The 24,652-nt window shown below is 70.4% G+C and carries 28 protein-coding genes and 1 tRNA gene; 12 read left to right on the top strand and 17 right to left on the bottom strand.

Annotated features, from left to right (window positions below):
• The first annotated feature begins 4 nt into the window (after positions 1-4).
• Positions 5-361, top strand: a complete 357-nt coding sequence (locus tag ACFYYW_RS41595; RefSeq protein ID WP_352319816.1) for a hypothetical protein — start codon at positions 5-7, stop codon at positions 359-361.
• A gap of 118 nt (positions 362-479) precedes the next feature.
• Complete coding sequence (locus ACFYYW_RS41590; protein ID WP_387658117.1) at positions 480-1,286, top strand: type II CAAX prenyl endopeptidase Rce1 family protein; 807 nt, start codon at positions 480-482, stop codon at positions 1,284-1,286.
• A gap of 74 nt (positions 1,287-1,360) precedes the next feature.
• Here ACFYYW_RS41590 and ACFYYW_RS41585 read toward each other — a convergent pair whose 3' ends face one another.
• On the bottom strand, positions 1,361-1,648 hold the full coding sequence (locus ACFYYW_RS41585) for a hypothetical protein (RefSeq protein WP_387658114.1): 288 nt from the start codon (positions 1,646-1,648) through the stop codon (positions 1,361-1,363).
• A gap of 121 nt (positions 1,649-1,769) precedes the next feature.
• The gene (locus ACFYYW_RS41580; protein ID WP_387658111.1) at positions 1,770-2,711 is read right to left on the bottom strand and encodes a hypothetical protein; all 942 of its coding nucleotides are present in this window, start codon (positions 2,709-2,711) and stop codon (positions 1,770-1,772) included.
• 174 nt (positions 2,712-2,885) lie between these two features.
• Here ACFYYW_RS41580 and ACFYYW_RS41575 point away from each other — a divergent pair, with 174 nt between their 5' ends.
• Entirely contained in the window at positions 2,886-3,662 is a 777-nt protein-coding gene (locus ACFYYW_RS41575) for a MerR family transcriptional regulator (protein WP_387658108.1), read from the top strand.
• Positions 3,662-4,270, top strand: coding sequence for a hypothetical protein (locus ACFYYW_RS41570; protein WP_387658105.1), 609 nt, complete (start codon positions 3,662-3,664; stop codon positions 4,268-4,270). Before ACFYYW_RS41575 ends, ACFYYW_RS41570 begins: the two co-directional genes overlap by 1 nt.
• A 37-nt stretch (positions 4,271-4,307) precedes the next feature.
• Here ACFYYW_RS41570 and ACFYYW_RS41565 read toward each other — a convergent pair whose 3' ends face one another.
• From ACFYYW_RS41565 to ACFYYW_RS41555, 3 genes are all read right to left on the bottom strand, one after another.
• The gene (locus ACFYYW_RS41565; RefSeq protein ID WP_387658102.1) at positions 4,308-5,813 is read right to left on the bottom strand and encodes a M28 family metallopeptidase; all 1,506 of its coding nucleotides are present in this window, start codon (positions 5,811-5,813) and stop codon (positions 4,308-4,310) included.
• A gap of 122 nt (positions 5,814-5,935) precedes the next feature.
• On the bottom strand, positions 5,936-6,877 hold the full coding sequence (locus tag ACFYYW_RS41560) for a DNA polymerase domain-containing protein (RefSeq protein WP_387658099.1): 942 nt from the start codon (positions 6,875-6,877) through the stop codon (positions 5,936-5,938).
• A 33-nt stretch (positions 6,878-6,910) separates the two neighbouring features.
• On the bottom strand, positions 6,911-7,735 hold the full coding sequence (locus ACFYYW_RS41555) for a helix-turn-helix transcriptional regulator (RefSeq protein WP_387658096.1): 825 nt from the start codon (positions 7,733-7,735) through the stop codon (positions 6,911-6,913).
• A gap of 90 nt (positions 7,736-7,825) precedes the next feature.
• Between ACFYYW_RS41555 and ACFYYW_RS41550 the strand changes: the two genes are divergently transcribed.
• The 3 genes from ACFYYW_RS41550 to ACFYYW_RS41540 all read left to right on the top strand — a co-directional run bounded on the left by ACFYYW_RS41550 (position 7,826) and on the right by ACFYYW_RS41540 (position 9,365).
• Entirely contained in the window at positions 7,826-8,590 is a 765-nt protein-coding gene (locus tag ACFYYW_RS41550; protein WP_387658093.1) for an SDR family oxidoreductase, read from the top strand.
• A 65-nt stretch (positions 8,591-8,655) separates the two neighbouring features.
• Positions 8,656-9,048, top strand: a complete 393-nt coding sequence (locus ACFYYW_RS41545; RefSeq protein WP_352319836.1) for a CoA-binding protein — start codon at positions 8,656-8,658, stop codon at positions 9,046-9,048.
• Between the two features lie 35 nt (positions 9,049-9,083).
• Complete coding sequence (locus tag ACFYYW_RS41540) at positions 9,084-9,365, top strand: hypothetical protein (RefSeq protein WP_387658090.1); 282 nt, start codon at positions 9,084-9,086, stop codon at positions 9,363-9,365.
• Between the two features lie 18 nt (positions 9,366-9,383).
• Here the strand turns inward: ACFYYW_RS41540 and ACFYYW_RS41535 are convergent, their stop codons facing one another.
• A complete protein-coding gene (locus ACFYYW_RS41535; RefSeq protein ID WP_387658087.1) occupies positions 9,384-10,778 on the bottom strand; it encodes a purine-cytosine permease family protein in 1,395 nt (464 codons plus the stop codon).
• A 113-nt stretch (positions 10,779-10,891) separates the two neighbouring features.
• On the opposite strand from ACFYYW_RS41535, the gene ACFYYW_RS41530 reads away from it, so the two are divergent.
• Positions 10,892-12,295, top strand: coding sequence for an MFS transporter (locus ACFYYW_RS41530; protein WP_387658084.1), 1,404 nt, complete (start codon positions 10,892-10,894; stop codon positions 12,293-12,295).
• Between the two features lie 54 nt (positions 12,296-12,349).
• Here ACFYYW_RS41530 and ACFYYW_RS41525 read toward each other — a convergent pair whose 3' ends face one another.
• The gene (locus tag ACFYYW_RS41525; protein ID WP_387658081.1) at positions 12,350-13,237 is read right to left on the bottom strand and encodes a cytochrome c oxidase assembly protein; all 888 of its coding nucleotides are present in this window, start codon (positions 13,235-13,237) and stop codon (positions 12,350-12,352) included.
• A gap of 256 nt (positions 13,238-13,493) precedes the next feature.
• Here ACFYYW_RS41525 and ACFYYW_RS41520 point away from each other — a divergent pair, with 256 nt between their 5' ends.
• Positions 13,494-14,834, top strand: a complete 1,341-nt coding sequence (locus ACFYYW_RS41520) for a sensor histidine kinase (protein WP_387658078.1) — start codon at positions 13,494-13,496, stop codon at positions 14,832-14,834.
• Between the two features lie 109 nt (positions 14,835-14,943).
• Here ACFYYW_RS41520 and ACFYYW_RS41515 read toward each other — a convergent pair whose 3' ends face one another.
• On the bottom strand, positions 14,944-16,752 hold the full coding sequence (locus ACFYYW_RS41515) for a bifunctional metallophosphatase/5'-nucleotidase (RefSeq protein WP_387658076.1): 1,809 nt from the start codon (positions 16,750-16,752) through the stop codon (positions 14,944-14,946).
• Positions 16,753-16,859: 107 nt separating this feature from the next.
• Between ACFYYW_RS41515 and mshD the strand changes: the two genes are divergently transcribed.
• On the top strand, positions 16,860-17,768 hold the full coding sequence (mshD, locus tag ACFYYW_RS41510) for a mycothiol synthase (RefSeq protein WP_387658073.1): 909 nt from the start codon (positions 16,860-16,862) through the stop codon (positions 17,766-17,768).
• 12 nt (positions 17,769-17,780) lie between these two features.
• Here the strand turns inward: mshD and ACFYYW_RS41505 are convergent, their stop codons facing one another.
• The 3 genes from ACFYYW_RS41505 to dcd form a co-directional block, all read right to left on the bottom strand.
• Positions 17,781-18,785 (bottom strand): inorganic phosphate transporter, encoded by a 1,005-nt coding sequence (locus tag ACFYYW_RS41505; RefSeq protein WP_352327959.1) that lies wholly within the window; start codon positions 18,783-18,785, stop codon positions 17,781-17,783.
• 5 nt (positions 18,786-18,790) lie between these two features.
• Complete coding sequence (locus ACFYYW_RS41500; RefSeq protein WP_106243913.1) at positions 18,791-19,408, bottom strand: DUF47 domain-containing protein; 618 nt, start codon at positions 19,406-19,408, stop codon at positions 18,791-18,793.
• A gap of 236 nt (positions 19,409-19,644) precedes the next feature.
• A complete protein-coding gene (dcd, locus tag ACFYYW_RS41495; RefSeq protein ID WP_352327958.1) occupies positions 19,645-20,220 on the bottom strand; it encodes a dCTP deaminase in 576 nt (191 codons plus the stop codon).
• Between the two features lie 100 nt (positions 20,221-20,320).
• Here dcd and ACFYYW_RS41490 point away from each other — a divergent pair.
• A tRNA-Gly gene (locus ACFYYW_RS41490) sits at positions 20,321-20,391 on the top strand.
• Positions 20,392-20,495: 104 nt separating this feature from the next.
• On the opposite strand, the gene ACFYYW_RS41485 is transcribed toward ACFYYW_RS41490, so the two are convergent.
• The gene (locus ACFYYW_RS41485) at positions 20,496-21,014 is read right to left on the bottom strand and encodes a tyrosine-type recombinase/integrase (RefSeq protein ID WP_387658069.1); all 519 of its coding nucleotides are present in this window, start codon (positions 21,012-21,014) and stop codon (positions 20,496-20,498) included.
• A 43-nt stretch (positions 21,015-21,057) separates the two neighbouring features.
• On the opposite strand from ACFYYW_RS41485, the gene ACFYYW_RS41480 reads away from it, so the two are divergent.
• Positions 21,058-21,618, top strand: a complete 561-nt coding sequence (locus tag ACFYYW_RS41480; protein ID WP_387658066.1) for a creatininase family protein — start codon at positions 21,058-21,060, stop codon at positions 21,616-21,618.
• Positions 21,619-22,028: 410 nt separating this feature from the next.
• On the opposite strand, the gene ACFYYW_RS41475 is transcribed toward ACFYYW_RS41480, so the two are convergent.
• The 5 genes from ACFYYW_RS41475 to ACFYYW_RS41455 all read right to left on the bottom strand — a co-directional run bounded on the left by ACFYYW_RS41475 (position 22,029) and on the right by ACFYYW_RS41455 (position 24,540).
• A complete protein-coding gene (locus ACFYYW_RS41475; protein ID WP_387658063.1) occupies positions 22,029-22,310 on the bottom strand; it encodes a hypothetical protein in 282 nt (93 codons plus the stop codon).
• A gap of 149 nt (positions 22,311-22,459) precedes the next feature.
• A complete protein-coding gene (locus ACFYYW_RS41470; protein ID WP_387658060.1) occupies positions 22,460-22,972 on the bottom strand; it encodes a hypothetical protein in 513 nt (170 codons plus the stop codon).
• Positions 22,973-23,265: 293 nt separating this feature from the next.
• Positions 23,266-23,661: a class I SAM-dependent methyltransferase gene (locus ACFYYW_RS41465; protein ID WP_387658057.1), complete on the bottom strand. Its 396-nt coding sequence runs from the start codon at positions 23,659-23,661 to the stop codon at positions 23,266-23,268.
• Positions 23,603-23,752 (bottom strand): hypothetical protein, encoded by a 150-nt coding sequence (locus tag ACFYYW_RS41460; RefSeq protein WP_387658201.1) that lies wholly within the window; start codon positions 23,750-23,752, stop codon positions 23,603-23,605. Before ACFYYW_RS41460 ends, ACFYYW_RS41465 begins: the two co-directional genes overlap by 59 nt.
• 161 nt (positions 23,753-23,913) lie before the next feature.
• Positions 23,914-24,540, bottom strand: a complete 627-nt coding sequence (locus ACFYYW_RS41455; RefSeq protein ID WP_387658054.1) for a DUF6518 family protein — start codon at positions 24,538-24,540, stop codon at positions 23,914-23,916.
• Between the last annotated feature and the right edge of the window lie 112 nt (positions 24,541-24,652).

The following is a 24,652-nucleotide window of genomic DNA, read 5'->3' as shown; positions in this document are numbered from 1 at the left end:
CACGATGACCGACGACGCCCTGATCCTGCACGACGCCGCCGCCTGGCAGTCCTGGCTCGCCGAGCACCACGGGACCGCCGCCGACGTCTGGCTGCTGATCGCCAAGAAGAACAGCGCCGCGACCACCGTCACCCTCGACGAGGCCCTGGACGAAGCGCTGTGCCACGGCTGGATCGACAGCCACCGCAGGGCCTTCGACAGCGACTACTACCTCCAGCGCTACTCGCCGCGCACCCGCCGGAGCCCCTGGTCCGCCATCAACGTCGCCAAGGCCGAGGCGCTGACGGCGGCCGGCCGGATGCGCCCGGCGGGCCACGCCGCGATCGAGAGCGCCAAGACCACCGGCCGGTGGCCCGCCTGACGCCTGCCCGCCCGGCGGGGACGCTCCGGCCCCTCGTGACGTGCGCCTTTCACGGGGCTCGAAGCCGTGTCAGAACCATGTCAGGGCCGTGTCGGGCCGCCCGGCCACGATTGCCGGCATGGACACAGCAACGCGGCCCCCGGCCGGCGCCCACCCGACAGGCTTCGTCGCGAAGCTCCTCGCGGACCGTCACTCCGTCCCGCTCTCCATCGCCCTGCACCTGGTGCCCGGCGCGGCCATCGTCGCCGTGTACGCGTTCGTCGCCGCCCCGCTGGTGCGGGCGATGGGCGCGCCGATCTTCGCGGCCTGGGCCATGGCCCTCGCTATCGTGCTCTTCCCGCTCCAGCTGTTCCTGCTGTGGCTGGGCAGGAAGCAGACCGGCCGCTTCACGCTGGAGGGCGTCGTCCGCTACCGCGGCAAGCCGCTCACGCGCCGCAAGGTCATGTGGCTCGGGGGCGCGTGCCTGGTGTGGATGACCGTCGTCTCGCTCGCGCTGACCCCGCTGGACAACCTCGTCTACGACTGGTTCTTCACCTGGGTGGACTACCAGGGCGCCGGCCCCGACGGCACCACCTACCTCCAGGGCTACCCCCAGGCGGTCGTGCTCACCACGCTGATCGTCTGCGGGCCGTTCACCGGCTTCACCCTGCCGCTGATCGAGGAGTACTACTTCCGCGGCTTCCTGCTGCCCCGCCTGCCGCAGCTCGGCAAGTGGGCCCCGATCTTCAACACCCTCCTGTTCTCCGTGTACCACTTCTGGGCCCCCTGGACGGTCCTGTCGAAGCTCGTCTTCCTCTACCCCGGCGTCTGGCTGGCCTGGAAGAAGCAGGACATCCGCATCTCGATCACCATGCACCCCGGCACGACGCTCCTGATGACCGTCGTCGGCATCATCGCCCTCGCCACCGGCGCGGCCTCGATGTGAGAGGCCCCCTTCCCTGGAACGACGACGGCCACGACCCCGCACAACGCTGCGGGGCCGTGGCCGGACGAGTTTCCCTACCGGATGAACACGCTGGTGCCGAACACCTCCTGGCCGTCGTTCGGCGGCACCGTCCCGGTCACCGGCCCCTCGCAGCCCGGCCGGAGGAACACGATGGCCACCTCGTCGGTCCGGTTGTAGACGAAGGGGTTCGCGCTGTCGGAGCTGTAGCAGCCGCTGGGGTCGTCGTACTGCGCCCGGTTGATGTAGAGGGTGCCGGTCGCGGCCGAGGCGGGGGCCGCCAGGCTCAGGACGAGTGCGGCGGCGGAGGCGAGGCCGGTCAGGCTGGTCGTGGTACGGAGCATGAGCGCGTTCCTGTCCCTTGAGGTACGGCGCCGGGGCGCCGGCGTCCTCGCCATCATTCACTTAACGCAGTCTTATGACTACTGTCCGTGACGACAGTGATCGGTGGCGCTCGACGAACGGCTACTCGGGACGCAGCAGCTCCTCGCGCCTGGTCAGCAGCCGCGACTGCTCGGCCAGCAACTGGCCGCGCCGCCCCCTCAGGTGAGCCCTGGTCTCGCGCACCCACTGCGCCAGTCTCCGCACCTCGGCCCTGGTCTTCTCGATGCGCTGATGCTTGAGCACGTCGCTGATGACGTTGTCGAAGAAGGCATCCACGAACCACCGCGTGTCCACCTTGGGCATCACCGGCCGGGCCGCGATGCCGGTGTCGGCCAGCTCGCGGGAGAAGACGTCCAGAGCCCGCTGAGCGTGCCAGGCGGCCTTGTCGGCGCTGGTCAGCCGGTCGTGCTCGAAGGCGTCGGCGATCAGGCCGCCGCCGAACACGTCGAAGGTGGAGGCCGTCCTGGCGGAGTCGAGCAGGCGCAGCACGACGGCCAGCGCGTCGTGCGCGCCCTGCCCCGCCTGGAGGGCCTCGTCGCACTCGCGCACCTCGGCGCTCAGCCGGTCGAGCGCGGCGCCGAGGTCGGCCAGCTTCCGCGCCCGCGGATCGCCGCTCCGGACGATCTGCTGCTCCTTCTCGGCCAGCAGCCGCGCGTACTCGCGGGAGGCGGGGTCGAGCACCGCCAGCTCGGCGTCGGCCACCGCGACGTCGGCTTCGAGCTGCGCGAGCCGGGCGCGGTGACCGTCCACGCGTTCCCTGGCCACCACCACCTCCGCGCGCTCGCGCGCCAGCCGTTCCTCCCGGTTGCCCACCATGCGGGCCAGCACGGCGGACAGCCCGCCCTCCAGCCGGGCGACGTCGCGCTCCTCGCCGGCCAGCTCGGACTCCAGGCCCTTCAGGGTCTCGCGGACCTCCGCGAGCTGCTGCGCGGCGTTCCTGCGCAGACGCCGGACGTGTTCGGCGCGGTGCATCCTGGCCGACGCCTCGCGCAGCCGTTCGTCAAGTTCCGGGGAGAGGCTCACGCAATGACGACGAACGGGCCGGACCGGACGTTCCTCAGGCAGTGCGGAGAGTGCTCGTTCGATGAGCACTTTGCCGGGAAGCATCGATCTCACCAGCTACCTGAACGTCCTCGCCGGCCGCACCGCCTGAGGCCGGCTTGACCTTGACGTGGCGTCAAACTGTTCAATGAGGGCATGCGGATCGGCGAGCTGGCCGCGCTGGTCGGGGTTTCCACCCGTACCGTGCGCTACTACCACCACCTGGGAATCCTGCCCGAGCCCGAACGTCTCCCCAACGGCTACCGCGAGTACCGGGTGCGCGACGCCGTACGGCTGGCGCGGGTGCGGCACCTGGCCGGGCTCGGGTTGTCGCTGGAGGAGTTGCGCGACGCGCTGGCCGACGACCGGGGCGTGGACTTCCGGGAGGCGTTGCAGGAGCTGGACGCCGACCTGGCCAGGCAGCAGGAGGCCATCGCGGCGCGGCGGGCCCGGCTGGCGGCGTTGCTCGCGCAGCCCGGCCTGAGCCCGGATTCGATGATGTCCCCCGACGCGGCGGCCGTGCTGCGGGACCTGGGCGGCGGCGGGTCGGCCTTCGGGGCGTTCGACCACGAGCTGCTGACCCTGGCCGCCGTCCTGTCCGACGAGGAGGGCCAGGCGGGGCTGGCCGAGCTGATGCGCCCGATGACCGAGCCGGGCGCGCTCGCCGCCGGGCACGAGCTGTACCGGCGGCTGGACGAGCTGGCGGACGCGCCGGCCGGGGACGACCGGATCGGGCCGCTCGCCGCGGACCTGGCCGCCCACATCCCGGACGAGCTGGCCGCGATGGTACCTGCCGGCCCAGGCGCCGACCTGTCCTGGATGGAGACGATGATCGGGGAGTTGTCGCCCGCGCAGGCGGAGGTGCTCCGGCTGCTGTTCAGCGAACTCACGGAGACCGACGCCAAGGAGACCGACGCCAAGGAGAAGACGTGATGGCGGGCGTGGTGCGCGCGGTCCTCCGGTTCGAGCTGGCGGGGCTGACCAGCGTGGCCCTGTGGACGGCCGGACGGCGGCACGGCGTCCCGGCGGGGGCGACCGCCGTGTCGTACGCCAAGGAGCAGGCGTTCACCCTGGGCCTGTTCGCGTTCGCGATGGTCGTCGAGACGGCGGTCGTGGACCTGCTGCTGGTGGCGAACGGCGTGCCGGCGGCGATCCGCGTGCCGGTGCTGGTCGGCGACCTGTACAGCCTGCTGTTCGTGGTCCTCATGGCGGCCGCCTCCGTCACCAGGCCCCACGTGGTCACCGAGGACGAGCTGCGCGTCCGGTACGCCGCCTACTTCGACCTCCGCGTACCGCGCGCCCTCATCGCCTCCGTCCGGACCGCCCAGAACTACAACGAGGCCCGGCTGATCAGCGTGGACGGCGGGCGGCTCGGCGTCGCGGTCGCCTCCAGGACGAACGTGACGGTGGAGCTGACCGAGCCGGTCGTCGCGGTGCGGCCGCTCGGGAAGCGGGCCGAGGTCACCTCGATCCGCTTCTTCGCCGACGACCCCGCCGCCGCGGTCGCCGCCCTGCGCTCCCCCACGCACACCCCCACATGAACGATCCCGGGCGGGCGGCCCGCCCGGGATCATCCGGTCAGCTCGCCGACTGCGAGGTGACGGCGGCCTTGCTCTTCGCCGCGGCGGCGGTCCGCGGCGGGATGCCGTTCAGGTTGAAGGCGAACCTGGCCGTGGAGTCGGCCACCGCGTCGGCGTCCACGTCGAGGGCGGTCGCGTTGATGTTGGCGATCGTGTCGCACGCCTGGTGGTAGCAGGAGTCGTAGGGCTGTCCCGCGACGCCGCCGAACAGCGCGGCCTCCTGCGCCGTCTTGACGCCCTCGGCGCCGGTGAAGATGCCGCCCGCGGGGATGCCGACCGCGATGAACGGCCCGTAGTCGGAGCGTCCGTCGAAGTCGGTGCCCACGGTGGGCAGGTGGCGGGAGGCGTAGAAGTCGGCGAGCTGCCGCTCGATCTGCGCCGATCCGGGCGGACCGGCCGGCGAGCCCTGGCCGTCGGAGTCGTCGCCGTCGTACAGCTTGTACGCGTAGTTGGGCGAGGCGACCATGTCGAAGTTCAGGTAGACGCGGATCCGGTCGCGCTGCGCCTGGGACAGCTTCTCGACGTACTGGTCGGAGCCGAGCAGGCCGATCTCCTCGGCGGCCCAGAACGCGAAGCGCACCTTGTTCTTGACCGGGAAGTGCGCCATCTCCTCGGCCACTTCGAGGATGGTCGCGCTGCCCGAGCCGTTGTCGTTGATGCCGGGGCCGACGGTCACGCTGTCGAGGTGCCCGCCGACCATGACGACGTTGCGCGGGTCGCCGAACCGGGACTCGGCGATCACGTTGTCGTTGGTGCCCAGGACGAGGTTGGCGTCGACCTTGAGCCGCACGGTCGGCGAGCCGGTGGCCAGCTCGTTGCCGACGGCGAAGTCGGCGAAGACCATGGGCACGTTCGCCCGCCACTCGCCGATGTCCAGCGGGAACGCGTCGGTCCGGCCCGGCTGGCCCTCGTTGAACACGATGATCCCGGACGCGCCGGCCCGGCCCGCGTTGCGGATCTTCTGGGCGAACGCGCAGGTGCCGCGCTGGATGAGCGCGATGCGCCCGGCGACGAACCCGGCGAAGTCCGACTCCTCGCAGCCGCTGGTCGAGGTGGGCGTCGGGGTCGGGGGCAGGATCAGGTCCACGCCCTGGACCTGCGCGGTCACGTCCCCGGCGGGGGACGGCTGGAAGGAGTAGAAGTCCTCGTTCGGCACGTACGACTTGGCGTCCGGCGCGGTGCGGTTGAGCGTGGGCGGGCTGTTCTCGGTCCAGCTCTCGACGAAGTTGATCGGCTGGAGGGTGACCTTGTAACCGGCCTTGCGCAGCTTGCCCGCCACGTAGTCGCGGGAGGCGTTGTAGCCGGGTGTGCCGGCGGCGCGGGTGCCGCCGTTGGCGTTGGCGATGGATTGGAGTGCTTCCAGGTGCTTCTTCACGTTCTCGCCCTTGACCTGCTTCACCAGCAGCTTGGCGAAGACGTCGTCGAGCGGGCCCGCGCTCGCCGGGACCGCCATGGCGACGGGTAAGGCGAGAGCGGCGACCAAAGCGATGATGATTCTGCGCATGCAGGCTCCCCTAGGAGTGAGATGCGGAGAAATCCCCCGAGCCGCAATGATTCGCAAGGTAGCCCGTCGAAGCAGCCCTGAGAAGGTCTACCGGCCTACGCCAGTGCGTCAATATCCGGACACTACGGTGACTCGGCTCGCCGGGCGCGGGCGCGACGCTTGCCCTCGTGCATCGCCTGGACGCGGGCCACCGGGATCGTGTGCCCCTCCGCGACCAGGTCGGCGGGCAGCTCGCGCGGCTCCGGCATGAGCTCGGTCCACGGGTCGCGCTCGCCGAGCAGCCCGGCCGCGTTGTGGATGGTGAAGTCGGCGGGCACGACCTGGTCGAGTTCGTCCCAGGGGACGGGGAACGAGACCGGCACGCCCGGCCGCACCCGCGGGCTGTAGGCCGACACGACCGTCGCGCCGCCGGCCCTGGTGGAGTCGATGAACACCTTGCCCGCCCGGTCCTCCCTGATGAAGGCCGTCGTGGCCAGCGCCGGGTCGAGCCGCTCGGCGCGGGCGGCCAGGGCCCGGGTGGCCGCGGCCAGGTCGTCCATGGCGGTGCCGGGCGGGACGGGGACGAACACGTGCACGCCCTTGGCGCCGCTGGTCTTGACCGCGCCCGCCAGCCCGGCGTCGCCGAGCGCCTGGCGGACGAGGTGGGCGGCTCGTACGGCGAGCGGGAAGGAGTCGTCGCCCTCGGGCGGGTCGAGGTCGAGGATCATGTGCGTGGGCCGGCCGTCCAGGAACAGCGCCGGGTGGTACTCCACGGCCCGCTGGTTGGCGAACCAGAGCAGGGTGCGTCGGTCGTCGCACAGCGCGTACGACACCTCCCTGCGGGACGCCTCGGCCCACACGGTGACGGTCCTGATCCAGGAGGGGGCGTATTTGGGCAGGTTCTTCTGCATGAAGGGTTCCTGGCCCGGCCGTACCCGCAGCACCGACAGCGCGCGCCCGCGCAGCGCCGGGACGATGCGGTCGGCGACCGCGTCGAGGTAGTCGACCAGGTCGCGCTTGGTGGCGCCCGACCCGTCGAACAGCGGCTGGTCGAGGTTGGTCAGGGCGACGTCATCGGCGGTCACCCGCCCCACGATGCCCACTGGCCCGCGCCCGGGTCAACCACGGCCGGACCGGGCGAGTTCCCGTGCGGAGCCGATCTCCTCCCGCAGCCGGGCGACCACGCGGCCGGTGTCCGAGTCGGGATCGGCCGTGTACATGACGATCACCAGGTCGGGCTGGCCGGGCACGGCCAGGGTCTCGTACCCGAACTCCAGCTCGCCCAGCTCGGGGTGGCGCAGCCGCTTGGTCCCGTACGTCTTCTCGGCGACCCCGTGCTCGGCCCACAGGCGGACGAAGTCGGGGTCGGCCGACAGCTCGGCGACCAGCTCGGCCAGCAGCGGGTCCTCCGGGTGGCGGCCGGCATACAGCCGCAGGTACGCGACCGTGTCGGCGGCCACCTCGGCCCAGTCGGGGTAGAGGGTGCGCGTGTGCGGCGCCAGGAACACCTGGAGGAGCTGGTTGCGCCGGCCGTCCGGGACGCCGGCGAAGCCGCTGACGCGGTCGGCCAGCGTGTTCCAGGCCAGCACGTCCATCCGGGGGCCGAGGACGAAGGCGGGCATGCCGTCGGCCAGGTCGAGCAGCCTGCTCAGGCCGGGCCGCAGCACGGGCCGGCTCACGTGCCTGGCCGGGCGGAGCAGGTCGCGCAGGTGGGCGCGTTCGGTGTCGTCCATGCGCAGGACCCGGGCGACGGCGTCGAGCACGGCGTCGGAGACGTTCTGGACGCGTTCCTGCTCCAGGCGGATGTAGTAGTCGACGCTCACGCCCGCGAGCAGCGCGACCTCCTCGCGCCGCAGGCCGCTGACCCGCCGCCGCCCCGACGCGGGCAGCCCGGCGTCCGCCGGATGGATCCGGGCCCGACGAGAACGGAGAAACTGCCCCAAATCACCTTCCACCGCTTCAGGGTAGTACTGGCTTTACCAGGAAAAGCCGTGCGCTGGGTAAGTCCGTCCGGCTCGGCCAGGGTGAGAGCCATGACGAACTACGAGAACCTCTCGGGCCGCATCGCCGTCGTGACCGGAGCCGCCAGCGGCATGGGCGAGGCCACGGCCCGCCTGCTGGCCGCCAACGGCGCCAAGGTGGCCCTGCTCGCCCGCCGCGCCGACCGGCTCGCCGAGCTGGCTGCCAAGATCGACGCCGACGGCGGCACCGCGCTGCCCGTCACCGTGGACGTCACCGACGATGCGAGCGTGGCCGCCGCCGTGGAGGCCGTCCACACCGGGCTGGGCCGGGCCGACCTGGTCGTCAACGCGGCCGGCGTGATGCTGCCCAACCCCGTCCAGGACGTCCGCCTCGACGAGTGGACGCGCATGCTGGACACCAACGTCGCCGGCGTGCTCCGCGTCACCGGCGCCTTCGCGGCCGACCTGCTGGCCGCCGCCGACGCCGGACGGACGGCCGACCTGGTGAACATCTCCTCGATCGGCGCGCACGTCACGTTCCCCAACTACGCCGTCTACGGCGCGACCAAGGCCGCGCTGAGCCACCTGTCGGCCTCGCTGCGCCCGGAGTTCGGCCCGCGGGGCGTGCGCGTGACCAACCTCGAACCCGGCCTGACCGCGACCGAGCTCGGCGACCACATCGACAACCCCGAGCTGGGCGCGCAGCTCGCCGGCATGTTCGAGGCGTTCACCCCGCTGACCGCCGACGAGATCGCCGACCTGATCGGCTACACGGTCAGCCGCGCCCGGCACGTCAACCTGCGCCAGGTGGTCGTGCTGCCGACCGCCCAGGCGTAGGCGGGAAGCCCGCGCGCGTCCGGCGTGTTGACGCCTGCATGGACGATCGTTTCGCGGATCAGCGCGTGATCAGGCAGCTGCTGCACGAAGCCGGGACGTGGGTGTTCGTGGGGCTCGGCGACGACCCGCAGCGCACGGCCTACGACCAGGCCCAGCGCATCCAGGCGCGGGGCAAGAAGATCATCCCGGTCCATCCGGCGGGCCGGCCGGTCCTGGGCGAGCCGGGCTACACGTCGCTGGCCGAGGTGCCGGTCAAGCCCGACGTGGTGGCGGTCTACCGGCGTTCGGAGTTCGCCGGCCAGGTCGTGGACGAGGCCATCGCAGCCGGCGCGAAAGCGGTGTGGCTGCCCATCGGCGTGATCGACGAGGCGGCCGCCCAGCGCGCCCTCGACGCCGGGCTCGACGTCGTCATGGACCGCTGCCCCGCGGTGGAGTGGGCGCTGCGCCGCAATCCCTGATCGCGAGGTACGGTGCGGTGAGGGAGGGCGGATCCATGGAAGACGACCACATCACCACGATCGGCACGTGCTTCGCGTGCAAGCGCACGTTCCCCTACACCACCGCGAACGTCACCATGATCACCATCGACCCGGAGACCGGCCTGCCTCCGGACCGGACGGTGCTCGGCACCCAGCGCGAGCCGACCCCGGAGGCCCTGGCCCGGTCGGCGCCCGAGCCCGTCTGCCCCGACTGCCTGACCAGGGCGCGCGAGTTCAAGGAGCGCATGAGCTCCCCCATGCCGTTCGAGCCCTGGCGCCGGCCCGGCCCCGACTGACCTCATCCGGCGAGAAGGTCAGCGGCGGCGCAGGGTGAGCACGAAGTACAACACGCCGGCCAGCAGCAGCGCGATGACCACGCCGATGTTGGCCGCCCCGAACGTGCTGTTCCGCAGCTCGTCGCTCATCAGGAACCCGACGACCGCCGCGATGTGCTCGTCCGCGGACGTGATCAGGCCGACGCCCACGACCGAGGCCACCACCAGGGAGACCAGCCCGGCCGGGTTGAGCGCGGGCGCGCCGGGGCGCAGCAGGCGCTCGTCGTAGGCGCGGCCGCCGTCCCGCAGCCGCCACATGTCCACCAGGAAGATCGCCACCCAGGCAGCCATCACCACGCCGATGATCGCCAGGAACGCCTGGAAGGTGCCGAAGAAGTTGTCGGACACGAACAGCAGGTAGTAGCCGCCGAGCACCATGAGCAGCCCGTCGATCAGCACCGCCAGGTGCCGCCTGACCGGCACGCCGAGCGCCAGCATCGACAACCCCGACGAGTAGATGTCCATGATCGCCCCGGCCAGGAAGCCGCCGATCGCGGTCAGCAGGTACGGCAGCAGGAACCAGGTCGGCAATGCCGCCGCCAGCGCGCCCACCGGGTCACCGCCCGCCGCCTCGGCCAGCTTCGGGTCGCCGCCGGCCAGCAGCACGCCGAACACCAGCAGCACCATCGGCGGCAGCGCGCCGCCCAGCGTCGTCCACAGGGCCACCGACCTGGGCCGGGAGCCGGCGGGCAGGTATCGGGAGTAGTCGGCGCCGCAGTTGACCCAGCCGAGGCCGAGCAGGGTCATGGACAGGATGACGCCGCCCACCCAGCCGCCGGGGCCCGCCGTCGTCTCCAGCGAGCCGCCCAGCCTGGGCAGCATGAGGATCAGGTAGACGACGGTCAGCACGACGAACGCGTACGTCAGGTAACGCTGGACGACCATGATCATGGCGTGGCCGTACACGCCGACGGCGATCACGACCAGCGCCGCGACGGCGAAGCAGCCGGCGGTGGCGGTCGTCTCGGGGATCCCGGGCGCCACGCGGCGCAGGATGGCGGCGCCGCTCTGCGCGGAGAGCGTGACGAGCACGATCTCCCAGCCGACGTTCGACACGTACGACAACACCGCGGGCAGCTTGTTGCCCTGGTACCCGAAGGGCGCCCGGCCCAGCGTCATCGTCGGCACGCCGGACCGGCTGCCCGCGACGGCGACCAGGCCGACCAGCAGGAACGACAACGCGTACCCGACCGCGCCGGTCACGACGGCGGGGACGACGCCGAGGCCAAGCCCGACGACGTACACGCCGAACGCCACCCCGAACAGGGACAGGTTCGCCCCCGCCCAGGGCCAGAACAGGTCGGACGGTCTTCCGCGCCGCTCGCTGTCGGGGACGGCGTTGATGCCGTTCCGCTCCACGGCCATCGCGTCCATGATCACTTGCTCCTTCGCGGGGGCCCGGCAAAGAAATCATTGTCCGCCTAGGACGATATTTCCCAGCCTGTGGGGAATCATGATCGCTGCCGCTGTTCCGCAGAGAGGTCGCGATGCAGGCACCCGGTTCCGACACGCGCAGGCGGGCGCTGGGCGTGTGCCTGGTCGCGGCGTTCATGTCGGGCCTGGACGTGAGCATCGTCAACGTGGCCCTGCCCTCCATCCGCGCGGGTTTGCACGCCTCGGACGACGGCCTGCAGTGGACGCTGTCCGGCTACGCGCTCACGTTCGGCCTGCTGCTGGTCCCGGCCGGGCGGCTGGGCGACGCCAGGAGCCGCAGGGCGCTGTTCATGTGGGGCGTGGCGCTGTTCACGGCGGCCAGCGCGGCCTGCGGCTTCGCCTGGAGCATGCCGGTGCTGATCGCGGCCCGGCTCGTGCAGGGCATGGCGGCCGGGACGCTGAACCCGCAGGTGTCCGGCCTGATCCAGCAGATGTTCCTGGGCCACGAACGCGGCCGGGCCTTCGGCGCGCTCGGCGCGACCATCGGCGTGTCCACCGCCGCCGGGCCGCTGATCGGCGGCGCGCTGGTCACCGGGTTCGGGGCGGCGCAGGGCTGGCGGTGGGTGTTCCTGGTGAACCTGCCCATCGGGATCGCGCTGCTGCCGCTGGCCTGGAAGTGGCTGCCCGCGCCCGCCCCCGGGCCGGTGCGCACCGGGCGGCGGGAGAGCATGGACCCGGTCGGCGTGCTGCTGCTCGGCGTGGGCGTGGCGACGCTGCTGCTGCCGTTCATCCAGCAGCACCAGTGGAAGGGCGAGGCCAAGTGGCTGCTGGTGCCGGCCGCGCTGCTCGTGCTGGCCGGGTTCGTGCTCTGGGAACGGCTGTACCACCGGGAACCGCTCGTGGACCTGTCGCTGTTCGCCAGGCGCTCCTACAGCCTCGGGTCGGCCATCGCCCTGTTCTACTTCGCCGGGTTCACCGGGATCTTCTTCGCCTTCACCCTGTACCTGCAGAGCGGCGAGGGCTACAGCGCGCTGCTGGCCGGGTTGTCGATCACGCCGTTCGCGCTGGGGTCGGCCGGGTCGTCGGTGGTCGGCGGCAGGCTCGTCGGCCGGGCGGGCCGGAAGCTGGTCGCGGTGGGGCTCGGGACGGTGATCGCGGGCCTGCTGGCGACCATGGTGGCGACGCTGCTGGTGCCGGGGGCCGGCGTGGGCGCGGCGACCGCGCTGCCGCTGCTGGTCGCGGGCATCGGCAGCGGCCTGGTGATCTCGCCCAACCAGGCGATCACGTTGTCGGAGGTGCCTCCCGCGGGCGGCGGCAGCGCCGCCGGGGTGCTGCAGACCGGGCAGCGGCTCGGGTCGGCGATCGGCATCGCGGCGGCGGGCTCGGCGTTCTTCGGCTCGCTGCCGCAGGGCTGGCCGACGGCCTTCCGGCACGGCCTGTGGGTGGTGCTGGGGTTCGTGGTCCTGGCGCTGGCCGCCGCCCTCTACGACCTCTTCCGCTCCCGCGCCGCCCACTGACGGGCCGCTGACGGGGCCGCTGCCGGGGCCGCTGACGGGGCCGCTGCCGGGCGGCTACAGGTCGGCGGGGTCGGGTCCGTCCTCGTCGCCGTACTCGGAGGGGGTGAGCGGGCCGCGCGTCGTCCTCGCCGGCTCGCGGTCGGGGACGCGGATCCGCCGGACGGGCTCGGGCTCCCCCGGCACCCGGACGGTGAGGCCGGGGGCGAGCAGCTCGACGTCGGCGTCCTCTGGGGTGCGCCGGGCCCGCCGGGACGCCGCCAGGGCCACGGCGAGCAGCAGCTCCGCGGCGCCCCCGCCGGGGAACATGATCTCCGCCGCGCCCCTGAGCTGGCCGGACGGCACCGGCAGCTCCAGCGATCCGGCGTACATGGCCGCGGACAGGCCCGCGTGCACGGCGATCGCCACCCCCACCACGGCCAGCCGCACCGGCGCCGGCGGGCGGCGCGGCGCGGGGTCGGGCCCGGCGACGACCCAGGCGAACAGGTAACCGGCCAGCAGGAGGTAGGCGTGCACCGGCGGCGCGGGGACGAGCCCGTACAGGGGCGTGCAGTACAGGGCCGCCAGGCCGCCGGCGCTGAGGGCCAGCGCCGTCCACGGGTTGGCCAGGAGGTGGACGGCGGGCCCGCGGAGCGCCAGGGCCAGGCGGCCGGCCCGCGCGGCCGGCAGCGAGCGCAGCAGCAGCGTCACCGGCGCGCCCAGGGCCAGGGCCAGGGGCGCCGGCACGCCGATCAGCAGGTGCTGCAGCACGTGGCCGCGGAAGTCGGTCGCGGCCAGCGCGGCGACGGGATCGGTGAGCGCCACGGTCACCAGCGCGCAGCCCCCGGCGAAGCTCGCGGTACGCCACCGGCTCCACGCCGTCCGCCCGGCCAGCACCACGTACGTCACCAGCACGACGAGCGCCGGCACGGCCCAGAACCCGCTCAGATGGTGATGATGCGGCACAGATCGATCACCTCGTCCATGTGTCGCCGCAGCCGCCCGCCGAGGTCCGGCGGCATGCTCGTGGCGCCTCCCACGTGATCCACTATTCGAGCGGGACGCCCGGCCGCCCCGGCGGGACACCCCTCTTTGCGGGCCGCTTGCCGAATCTCGATCCGGCGTTTTCCCCGTTCAGGTCTCCATGGGTAGGTCTCAGGGGATGGCGAAAAGGCTCTTTCCCCGCTCGATCCGCGGGCGCCTGACCACGCTCGCGACATTGGTGGCGGCAGTGGTCCTGGCCGTCACGGGCGCGCTCGCCCTCACCCTCGGGCCGGACAACCTGCACGGGCTGGTGGAGACCCGGGTGGAGCTGGCCGTCCGCAGGGTGGCCAGCGAGGCCCGCGCCGGACAGCTGCCCGCGACGCTGGAGGCCCCGGCCCGGGTGCAGCTCCTGCAGGTGGTCGACGCCGACGGACGCGTGCTGGCCACCAGCCCCGGCCTGCACCACGGCCAGCGGCTGTCCGGCATGCGGGTGGACAAGCCGGAGACCCTCTACAGCGCCGAGAGCACGCTCACCGGCCTCAGGGACGAGAAGGAGGCCCAGTACCTGATCATGGCGATGAAGGTGCGCACCCCCGACGGCCGGCTCGTCACCGTGTACGGCGCCTCCTCCCTCAGCGACGTCAACCGGGCGCTGTCCTGGCTGAACGCCGTGGTGTTCCTCGGCACGCCCATCGCCCTGGTGATCGTCGCCGGCATCACCTGGGTCGTGGTCGCCTCCGCGCTGCGCCCGGTCGAGCGCATCCGCGCCGAGCTCGCCGAGATCACCGGCCGCGACCTGAGCCGGCGCGTGCCCGTCCCCGAGACCGGTGACGAGATCACCGACCTGGCCGCCACCACCAACGACACGCTGGACCGCCTCGAACGCTCGGCCGAGACCCAGCGCCGCTTCGTCGCCGACGCCTCCCATGAGCTGCGCAGCCCCATCTCCGCCCTGCGCACCCAGCTGGAGGTCGCCAACGCCTACCCCGACGAGACCGACTGGCCGGCCACCGGCGCCCGCGCCCTGGCCGCCGCCGAACGTCTCACCGGGATCATCGACGAGCTGCTCCTGCTGGCCCGCCTGGACGCCGGCGCCATCCCCGACCGCCGCGTCGTGGACATGTGCCGCCTGGCCGAGGAGCAGGTACGCCGCCGCGCGGGCGGCAAGATCCCCATCGTCGTGGACATGTGCGCCCACGCCCCCGTCCTCGGCTCGCCGGTCCAGCTCGACCGGCTGCTGACGAACCTGCTGGACAACGCCACCCGGCACGCCGCGCACCGGATCGACCTCAGGGTGTGGGTGGAAGGCGACCACGTCTGCGTCTCGGTCACCGACGACGGCGACGGCATCCCGCCCGCCGACCGCGAGCGCGTCTTCGAACGCTTCACCCGGCTGGAGGACGCCCGCCGGAAGGAGAAGGGCGGCAGCGGGCTGGGCCTGCCGCTGTCCCGCGAGATCTGCGCCTCGCACGGCGGCACGCTCAAGGTCGCCGACCACGAACCGGGCGCCCGTCTGGTGGCCAGCCTGCCGCTGTACCGCGAGCAGGAACCTTCCGCCGACTCACCGCACCGGTCCTGAGTCCGCCTGCCGCCGCACCGCGTGCATCATCCGCCGCCCTCGGACGCACGCTGTCGTGCCCTGGCAGGAAGAGCCGGAGGTCCCGCACGGCGGGACCCCCGGCCCGGGATCACTTGATCATCTTGATGCGGTCGGCCGCCGACGGGCTGATCGGCGAGTGCGCGGTCAGGTACGCCGTGAACGCGTCGAGGTCGACCGGCCCGCTCCACGTGTCCGTGCTCTGCGTGAACACCGAGAAGCCGTCACCGCCGCCCATCAGGAAGTTGTTCGCGGCGATCTTGATCGACTGCGTGTCCGTGACGGGGGCGCCGTTGAGCTTGACGTCCGACACGCGCGACCCCACCGGCTTGGTGGTGTCGAAGGTGTAGGTCAGCGACGACGACACCTGGAGCAGCCGGTGGTTGATCGCGCCCGTCGTCGGGTTGGGCGTCCAGACCTGCTGCTCCAGCAACGCCTTGAGCTGCGCGCCGGTGTACGTGCGCACCTGCACGATGTTGCTGAACGGCTGGACGGCGAACGCCTCGCCGTAGGTGACGACGCCGTCGCCCTCGGCCCCCGACTGCGCGTACGTCAGCGAGGTGCGGATGCCGCCCGGGTTCATCAGCGCGATCTCCGCGCCCGCCGGCTTGGCCGCCTCCAGCTGGGAGTCGGCGATGAGGTCGCCGAGCGGCGTCTCCGGCCGGGTGGTCGCGGCCGAGGTGTTGGTGACGACGTTGCTGATGTCACCGGTGATCGTGCCGATCCTGCGGTTGGCCACCTCGGCGCTGCGCGTCCGCCACGTCTGGATCTGCGCCTCGACCTGCGGGTCCGGGGTGACCGTGCGGGCGACGACCTTGTTGTCCGCGGTGACCGAGGAGCGGACCACGTCCCGGGTGCGCTTGTCGACCTTCAGGTCGATCTGGGTCAGCACGCGGCCGAACGACGAGCCCTGCGTGTAGTAGCGGTCCTGGCCCGCCGGGTCCTTGGTCTTGCAGATGTAGGCCTGGTGCGAGTGGCCGCTGATGACCAGGTCGATCTGCGGGTTCAGCTCCCTGGCGATGCGCGAGCCGGCGTTGGCGGTGTTCGCCGAGCACGCGTCCGGGCTCTGGTTCGGGGTGGTCGAGTCGCCCTCGTGCATCAGGACGACCTGCGCCTTGACGCCCCTGCGCGCCAGGTAGGCCGAGGCCCGGTTCGCCGCGGCGACCTCCTCGGTGAACTGCAGGCCCTTGATGCCCTCGGCGGTGACGATGGTCGGCGTGGTCGCCGTCACCAGGCCGATGAAGCCCACCTGCACGCCGTTGATCTTCTTGACGTAGAACGGCGACAGGGCGTACTGGCCGGTGCCCTCCTTGAGGACGTTGGCGGCGAGGAAGTCGAAGTCCGTGCCCTTCCACTGGCCGGCGGGCGAGCAGCCGTCCACCGGGTGGCAGCCGCCGTTCATGAGGCGCTGCAGCTCGGCGTACCCCTCGTCGAACTCGTGGTTGCCGGCGGCCGTCGCGTTGAGTCCGAGCGAGCCGAGCACCTCCAGGGTGGGCTCGTCGTGGTAGGCGGCCGAGATCAGCGGGGACGCGCCGATCAGGTCGCCCGCCGCCACGAGCAGCGTGTTCTCGGTGCGCGCCTGCTTGACGTACGTCGCCAGGTACGACGCGCCGCCGGCGATCGAGTACTTGCCGCCGGGCAGCCCGGTCAGCGAGCCGTCGGCGTCGACGAGGGGGCCGTCCGGGTCGAGGATGCGGCTGGAGGAGCCCGACGGCGGTTCGAGGTTGCCGTGCAGGTCGTTGATGCTCAGCAGGCGGACCGGGACGGTCGGCCCGCCGTGGCCGGTTCCGTGACCGGCGGAGCCGCTGGTCGCGGCGACCGCGGGCGCCATGGCCAGGGCGATCCCGGCCGCGGTTGCGGCGCCGGCCGTGCACAGCCGGAGGAGGGTGCGTGACGTCATGAGAGGGACGTTACGACGTCTCCCTATGCAACGAATGTCGCAAAGGTAACGATTGACCGGGGCAGCCCATGGCATTGTTCGCCATTGGTACGCCTAGAGTTCCTTATGTGGGTGCACATGTGAAGATCTGCGAACGGCTCGACGACGACGAGGTCTCCCAGGTTCTCCGCATCGTCGAGGCGGCGACCGAGACGGACGGGGTCCGACCGCTCAACGAGCACGTGATGCTCCATCTCCGGTACGGCGGCGACCCCCGCGCCCGCTCGCTGCTGCTGCACGCCGACGACGGCGCGCCCGCGGGCTACGCGCACGTCGACCCGACCGACGAGGTCGAGGGTCCGAGCGCGGAGCTGGTCATCCATCCCGCCCACCGGCGACAGGGCCACGGGACGCGGCTGCTGCGGGCCGTCCTGGAGCTGACCGGCGGCAGGGTGCGGCTGTGGGCGCACGGCGACCACGCCGGGGCCGGGGCGCTGGCGGCGTCGTTCGGCTTCGACCGGGTGCGCTCGTTGTGGCAGATGCGCCGCTCGCTGTTCGCCCCGCTGCCGCCCCACACGCTTCCCGAGGGCGTGGAGCTGCGCACGTTCGTCCCCGGTCAGGACGAGGAGGCGTGGCTCAAGGTGAACGCCGCCGCCTTCGCCCACCACCCCGAACAGGGCGCCTGGACGCTCGACGACCTGCACCGGCGCGAGCGCGAGCCCTGGTTCGACCCCGAGGGCTTCTTCCTGGCCGTACGCGGCGACCGGCTCGCCGGCTTCCACTGGACCAAGATCCACGGCTCGTCCGAGCACGGCCACGAGCCGCTCGGCGAGGTCTACGTCGTGGGCGTCGACCCCTCCCAGCAGGGCACCGGCCTGGGCCGGGCGCTCACCCTGGCCGGTCTGACCCACCTGCGCTCGCGCGGCCTCGCCCACGCGATGCTCTACGTGGACGAGGCCAACACGGCCGCGATCAGGCTGTACGAGTCCCTGGGCTTCGCCCGCTGGGACGTGGACGTGATGTACGCCGCCGGATAGCCCCCCGGCGTCCTACTCCACCATCAGGTGCAGGACGCCGTAGGCCAGCGCCGCCACGAGGGCCGCCGCCGGGATGGTGAGCACCCAGGCGGTCACGATGTTGCCGGCCACGCCCCACCGCACGGCGCTCAGCCGCTTGGTCGCGCCGACGCCCATGATCGCCGTGGTGATGGTGTGGGTGGTGGAGATCGGCGCGCCGAACCCGATCGCGGCTCCGTACAGGACGGTGGCCGCGGCCGACTCGGCGGCGAACCCCTGGGGCGGGTCGAGCGCGATGATGCGCCGGCCGAGCGTGCGCATGATGCGCCACCCGCCGGCGTACGTGCCGAGCGAGATCGCACCGGCGGCGCTCAGGATGACCCACTGCGGGATCCCCTCGCCGGGGCTGGCGTACCCGCCGACCGTGAGCGCCAGGAAGATGACGCCCATCGTCTTCTGCGCGTCCTGCAGGCCGTGCCCGAGCGCCATGGCGGCGGCCGAGACGGTCTGCGCGTAGCGGAAGCCGCGGTTGGTCCTGCCCGGCTGGCTGTTGCGGAAGATCCAGTAAATTGCGATCATGATCAACGCGGCCAGGCTGAACCCGATCAGCGGCGACAGGATCATCGGGATGACGACCTTGTCGACGACGCCGTCCCAGTGCACCACGCTGGCCGAGGCCAGCGCGGAGCCCACCAGGCCGCCGATGAGCGCGTGACTGGAGGAGGAGGGCAACCCGAAGTACCAGGTGATCAGGTTCCAGACGATCGCGCCGATGAGCGCCGCGGCCACGACGACCAGGCCGTGCGGACCGTTGGGAGCGTCGATGATCCCTTTTCCGACGGTCTGGGCCACCTGAGTGCCCAGGTGGGCGCCGATGAAGTTCATCGCCGCGGCCATGAACAGCGCGGCCCTGGGAGTGAGCGCCCGGGTCGAGACGGAGGTCGCGATGGCGTTCGCCGCGTCGTGGAACCCGTTGGTGTAGTCGAAGGCCAGGGAGATGACGACCACGCCGATGACGAGGGCGAGCGTGAGGTCCACTGGGCCTAGCTTTCCTTGACCGCGATCGACTCGACGGTGTTGGCCACGTGCTCGAAGGCGTCGGCGGCCTCCTCCAGGGCGTCGACGACCTCCTTCATCTTCATGACGGTGAGCGCGTCGTACTCGCCGCTGAACAGCTTGGCCAGCAGCCTGCGGTAGACCTGGTCACCCTGGTTCTCCAGGCGGTTGACCTCGATCCAGTACTCGTTGAGGTTCTTCATGGAACGCAGCCGGGGCATCGCCTCGGCGGTCAGCTCGGCGGCGCGTTCCAGGACCTCGACCTGCCGGACCACGTCCTTGGGGAGATGGTCGATCTGGTAGAGGACGATGAGGTCGGAGGCGGCCTCCATCGCGTCCATCACGTCGTCGAGGTTGGAGGCGAGGCGGTAGATGTCCTCACGGTCGAACGGAGTGATGAAGCTCTCGTTGAGCCGGTTCATGATCGCATGGGTGCGTTCGTCACCGGCGTGCTCGCAGGCGCGCATCTTCTCGGCCAGGGCTTCCCTGTCCGATCCGTCACTGATGATCTCGACCAGCAGACGGGATGCCGTGACCAGGTTGTTCGCGGAGTCGGCGAACAGGTCGTAGTAGCTGTCCTCACGTGGCGTGAGACGCAGGCGCACGTCGTTCTCCAGATGTGCGGGGATGGTCCGTGGAAGAGGGTACGGGTTACCAGGCGAAATGCGAACTTCATGTCTCCTTCGCCTTCTGGCTACCCTGCGTATGTTGTGCGACACCGGCGTCCGGAGTAGTTTGGCCGCTTTTTGCAGGGAAATCCGGCCGGTGACGTGGCCTGTTGTGGGGTGCGCGGAGGGCTCATCCTTCCGCGACGTTCCCTAAATGTTCACCTGTTGTTCACTCAAATCCTCGTCCGGTGGAAGTTCCTGAACGACCGGGACGGAGTCGGGCCCCGCTGCCCCTGATACCGGGACTCGTACTTGGCCGACCCGTACGGGTGCTCGGCGGGCGAGCTGAGCCGGAACACGCACAACTGCCCGATCTTCATCCCCGGCCACAACTTGATGGGCAGGGTCGCCACGTTGGACAGCTCAAGCGTGACGTGCCCGCTGAAACCGGGATCGATGAACCCGGCGGTGGAGTGCGTCAGCAGGCCCAGCCGTCCGAGCGAGCTCTTCCCCTCCAGCCGCGAGGCCAGGTCGTCGGGGAGCGTGATCACCTCATAGGTGGAGGCCAGCACGAACTCCCCCGGATGCAGAATGAACGGCTCGTCACCGGACGGCTCGACCATCCGCGTGAGATCCGGCTGCTCGACGGAGGGGTCGATATGGGGGTACTTGTGGTTCTCGAAGACACGGAAGTAGCGGTCGAGCCGTACGTCGATGCTGGACGGCTGGATCATGTCCTGGTGGAAGGGGTCTAGGGCGAGCCGGCCGGAGTCGATCTCAGCAAGGATGTCACGGTCAGATAGCAACACGATGAGCCAACTTACCGTCCCGGCCGGAAAAGGTGGGGCGTTGGGTTTGCTGTTGGGGGGCAAGTTTCCGCTACAGTGGTGGACGCGTACTCCGGTTCGTGCGGGTGTAGTTCAATGGCAGAACATCAGCTTCCCAAGCTGACAGCGCGGGTTCGATTCCCGTCACCCGCTCTCACTACGAGGGTCCAGGTCAGGAATCAGATCCTCACCCGGGCCTTGATCACGTCCGGGGCTGTTCGATCTTTTCGGGCCATTAGCGGGCCATTAGCCGTTGATCATCCTGCGAGAACCAGTGCTCCGGCCGCCTCGTCCCCCTCGTCGTCATCACGGGCCGCGAGTTGCCTGTCGATGGCGTTGGCGATCGCCTCGTCCGCCCCTCTGACCGCGTGCTGGTAGATCATCGCCGCTCGTACGTTGTCATGCCCCATCCGCGCCATGAGGTCCTTGAGGCCCGCGCCCGACTCGGCGGCGAGCATGTTCCCCGTGTGCCTCAGGTCGTGGAAGTGCAGCCCAGGCAAGCACATGTCGGACACCACATCGACCCATCGGGTACGGCTGTTGAAGCCACTACGACGGATCGGCCCGCCCTTGGCCCCGGGGAACATGAGTGATCCCGGCTCGTCCTTGACGTAGGTGTCCATGTGCTCGCGGAGGATCGGGATGATGCTCTGCGGGATGCCCACGGTTGCCCGTCCCGCTTTCGACTTGGGCGGGCCGAGCACCAGGCCGCCGGACGAGCGCTCCATGAAGGCCACCCGTACTCGGACCGTACGCGCGTCGAGGTCCACGTCCATCCGGCGTAGCGCACTGACCTCGCCCCAGCGCAGGCTCGCGAAGGTGGCCAGCGACGCCTACCCGGTCATGCAGCTCCCGCCCATTACGATCTCCTGTTCCCACGAGCACAGCACCTGGCCCGGCACAGTCAGCATCTCCGCGCGCACTCTGCACGCGATCATCACGGACGTGCACGACTCCCTCAACGGCCCGCAGGCCCTCGTCGTCGTCAACGCGCACGGCGGCAACTATGTCGTCAGCAACGTCGTCCAGGAGGCCAACGCAGCCGGCCGAGCCATGGCGCTCTTCCCCACCCGCGAAGACTGGCAAGACGCCCGAGCCGCCGCACAACTGTCCAGTTCCATGCACGAGGACATGCACGCTGGAGAGATCGAGACCTCAATCCTGCTGCACGCCTACCCGGAAGTCATCCGCCCAGGCCATGAGAACGCTGACCACGTCGCCAACGAACGACGACACCTCCTGACCGAAGGCATGCAGGCCTACACCAAGAACGGCGTCATCGGCCGCCCATCCCTCGCGACAGCCGCAAAGAGCAAAGCCGTGCTCGACTCCCTCACGGCCAGCTTCGCCCACGTGATGAACCTGCTCCTCAAACACTGAGCGGACACACAGCGTGAGCACTGCCGAATTGTTCTCTTAAGGATCAAGCGGCGGCGCGGCGCGCCGCCGTACCCCCGGCCCTCCGCCCGCCCGCCGTCCGGGCGCGCGGCCTGGGGGCCGGTCCCGGACGGCGGCGGGACACCGGGCCGGGCACCGCCCGCCCGCCGCGCCGTCCCAACCGAACGCACCGGCCGGGATTGCCACGCCGCCGCACAGATGTAGCACTACGATCGCCACGGCGTGGCTGGCCATCGTGCATGGTCGGGGGCGATCGAGGGTCCAGGGCTTCGTTCCTCAGCCCCGGACCACCGAGCAGTATGGTTGCCGACCGTTTTCCGGCTGATGCGTGCAGCCCGGCGCCTTAGAGCTCGATCGAATCGTCTCCTGTGATCCGTCAGTCCTGGCTGGTCTCACTCAGGTAGCAGGTTAAAGCCGTTGTCGATGAGCGCGCTGATGGCGGCTTCCATATAGGCGCGCGTGACTCGGTCGACCACGACCAGGTTGGGCTCTCTGAAGAAGCCTGCGCCGCGTGCCATCTCCTCGGCGATCTCTTGCCCAAGTCGGATCGGATCGTAGAATGCCGGGCGGTAGAGCTGTCCCTCCCGCTCGATCAGGACATCCGAGAACCAACCCTTAGACTCGATGAGGGGCGCCTGCTCGTCGAAGTAGTCCGGCCAACGCACGCTGAACACTGCGCGAGTGTACCGATCCAACATCACTGGGGATCAACCGTAAGTTGCAATTCCTCCTGCAGTTCAAGCCCGTACCAGCCCGTTCAGAGCAGACCACCCATGCCCGCTGACCTGCATTGCACTACCTGGAACAGCTTGAACTGGATCTCTTAATCCGTAGGTTTCACAATCGCTGCCCCCGGACCAATCGGTTCGACCATCAGTACCACCCGGCCGGCCTCGACATCGAACCCGAGATCCGGATAGCCAGGGGAACCCTCCGAAGACATCAGCACAGACTTCCCAAGACGCTGTCCGATCAGGCGGAGGGCAGCCACCAGGACATCCAACCGCTCCTGCCCCTGCAATTCTTTGAGGTCAACGTCGAAGTCAATCGACTCGGCCTGATACAGCCGGAAGATCATCAGGACCTCGGGGATCGGCCAGACTCTCAATTCAGGCGTGGCGCCGGCGGATGCAGCGGCGACCATGTCAGCAGCCGACGTGAGCTCCATCGGCTCACCAGTCATCGAGTAGGCGTACTGCCAATCCTGCGACCGAACGAGCTCAAGCAGCACCTGCCAGTCCTCGACAGTCGTTCCCTCTACGACCACGTCGGGCAACGTTCCGTTGATGTCGGGGTCGAAGAGGCCCTTCACGTCATCCCACAACAGGTCAGGCACAGTACACATCATCCTTGAGGAAGTCCCTCCGGCGGATACTCCAGCTCCCGATCGACGGCTGATCGTCGGGCCATTAGCGGGCCATTAACCAAGGTGACGAGCGGTCAACCACGTTCACTCATGACCTTGCCGACATCCTGTGCGACCAGCAATCCCCTGCTACAGGGACCGTGATCGGTGCAGTTCCCAAGCTGACAGCGCGGGTTCGATTCCCGTCACCCGCTCCACACCCCAGGTCATGGAGTGGATCCCGACCGGGCCCTGATGATGTCTAGGCCATCAGCCGACCTTGCTCAGTTCTGCGGCTTGCGCCAGATGTTGCTGTATCGCAACAGAAGGTGACGGCGATACTGGGAGCCGGGCAGCATCTCGCCGGACAACGCTCGCATCTGCGGGTACGTCACCGGCGGCGGCCAAACCGTGGGGGATGAATGCTCCCAGTGGCCCTTCATGGCGCGGTGGAAGGCACCGACGGCGACGCCGGCCAGGTCGCGCGGCAGGTCGTCGGGCATGGTGCTACGGGCGAGGCCGACGATGGCCAGGCCACCGCAGGGGCGCAGCAGCTCGCGCATGCGGGCCAACCCGGCGGCGGCGTCCATGTGATGCAGGGTGGCCACGAATGCGATGACGTCAAACGAGGCGGGCTTGAAGGGGGGAGAGGAAATCGCCGAGGATGTAGTCGACGTCATCGGGGCGCTCGCGGGCTTGGTCGATGCTGGGCGCGTCGAGGTCGATGGCAGTGACGCTCGGCACGGTCCGTCGCAGTTCGCGGGCGAGCATGCCCTCGCCTCAACCTACGTCAAGGGCATGCTGGGAACCAGGGATCGCGCGCAGGATGCGGGGTGGTGATGGATGTTGTGGTTCCAACGCCTCCGGTTCCTCACGGCCACGCGTCTATCCTGCCGGGCAGCCGTTGACGGATCCCTCTGAGAACCTCCACCTCATGTCGTCACGTACTGAAGTGGGAAACCGACGACCAAGTACGCCAGTGGCGCGAGGGCCAGGGCCGTCAGCAGGGTCGGCATCCGCTCTCTTTGCCGACGTGCCATCACCAGCGGCGCAAGGATCAGGACGGCCAGACAGACCCATGCCTGCGGGGCGTAATGCAGGACGAAGGCATACAAGATGCCCTCCATCCCGAAGACGCCTCCCAGCGCGGCGAGCCCGATGACACGGTTACGGGTGGTGCGTCCGTTCCGCCACCACATCCCCGCCACGCCGAACAACGGACCGCTGATGACCGCCATCGCAAGCCACACCAGCGGATAGGTGAGGCTGCCCATGCCGTCCCGGCCGAACTCCGCGTACCCGTAATACCCAACGACCAGGCCGACCGAGGCACACAGGCCGGCGACGGCGGCTGACCGCGCTGACGCCCGGCCGGCAAGCAGGGCGCCGACGATGAACGCCGGGACACACCAGACAGCACCGGAGTTGGCGACCTGGTTCCAGGCACCTGGAAGCCAGCCCTGGGCAAGATTGGTGACAACACCGAATCCCAGGCCCGCCAACAGTGCGGATGTCCACCAACCGCTGAGCTTTGCGATCGGCCCGAAGCGGCTGCTCATCAGGAAGATCCCCCCTGTCTTCCCTCGCTGGATACCGGCGGGTCGCAACTCTATATGCAAGCTGTACATGCTGTGTCTGGTCGATGATCACTTCGTCACCGCAAGATCCCCA

Source organism: Nonomuraea sp. NPDC001831, from assembly GCF_042892035.1.
Classification (GTDB): domain Bacteria; phylum Actinomycetota; class Actinomycetes; order Streptosporangiales; family Streptosporangiaceae; genus Nonomuraea.
This window is presented reverse-complemented; position numbering and strand designations above follow the sequence as displayed.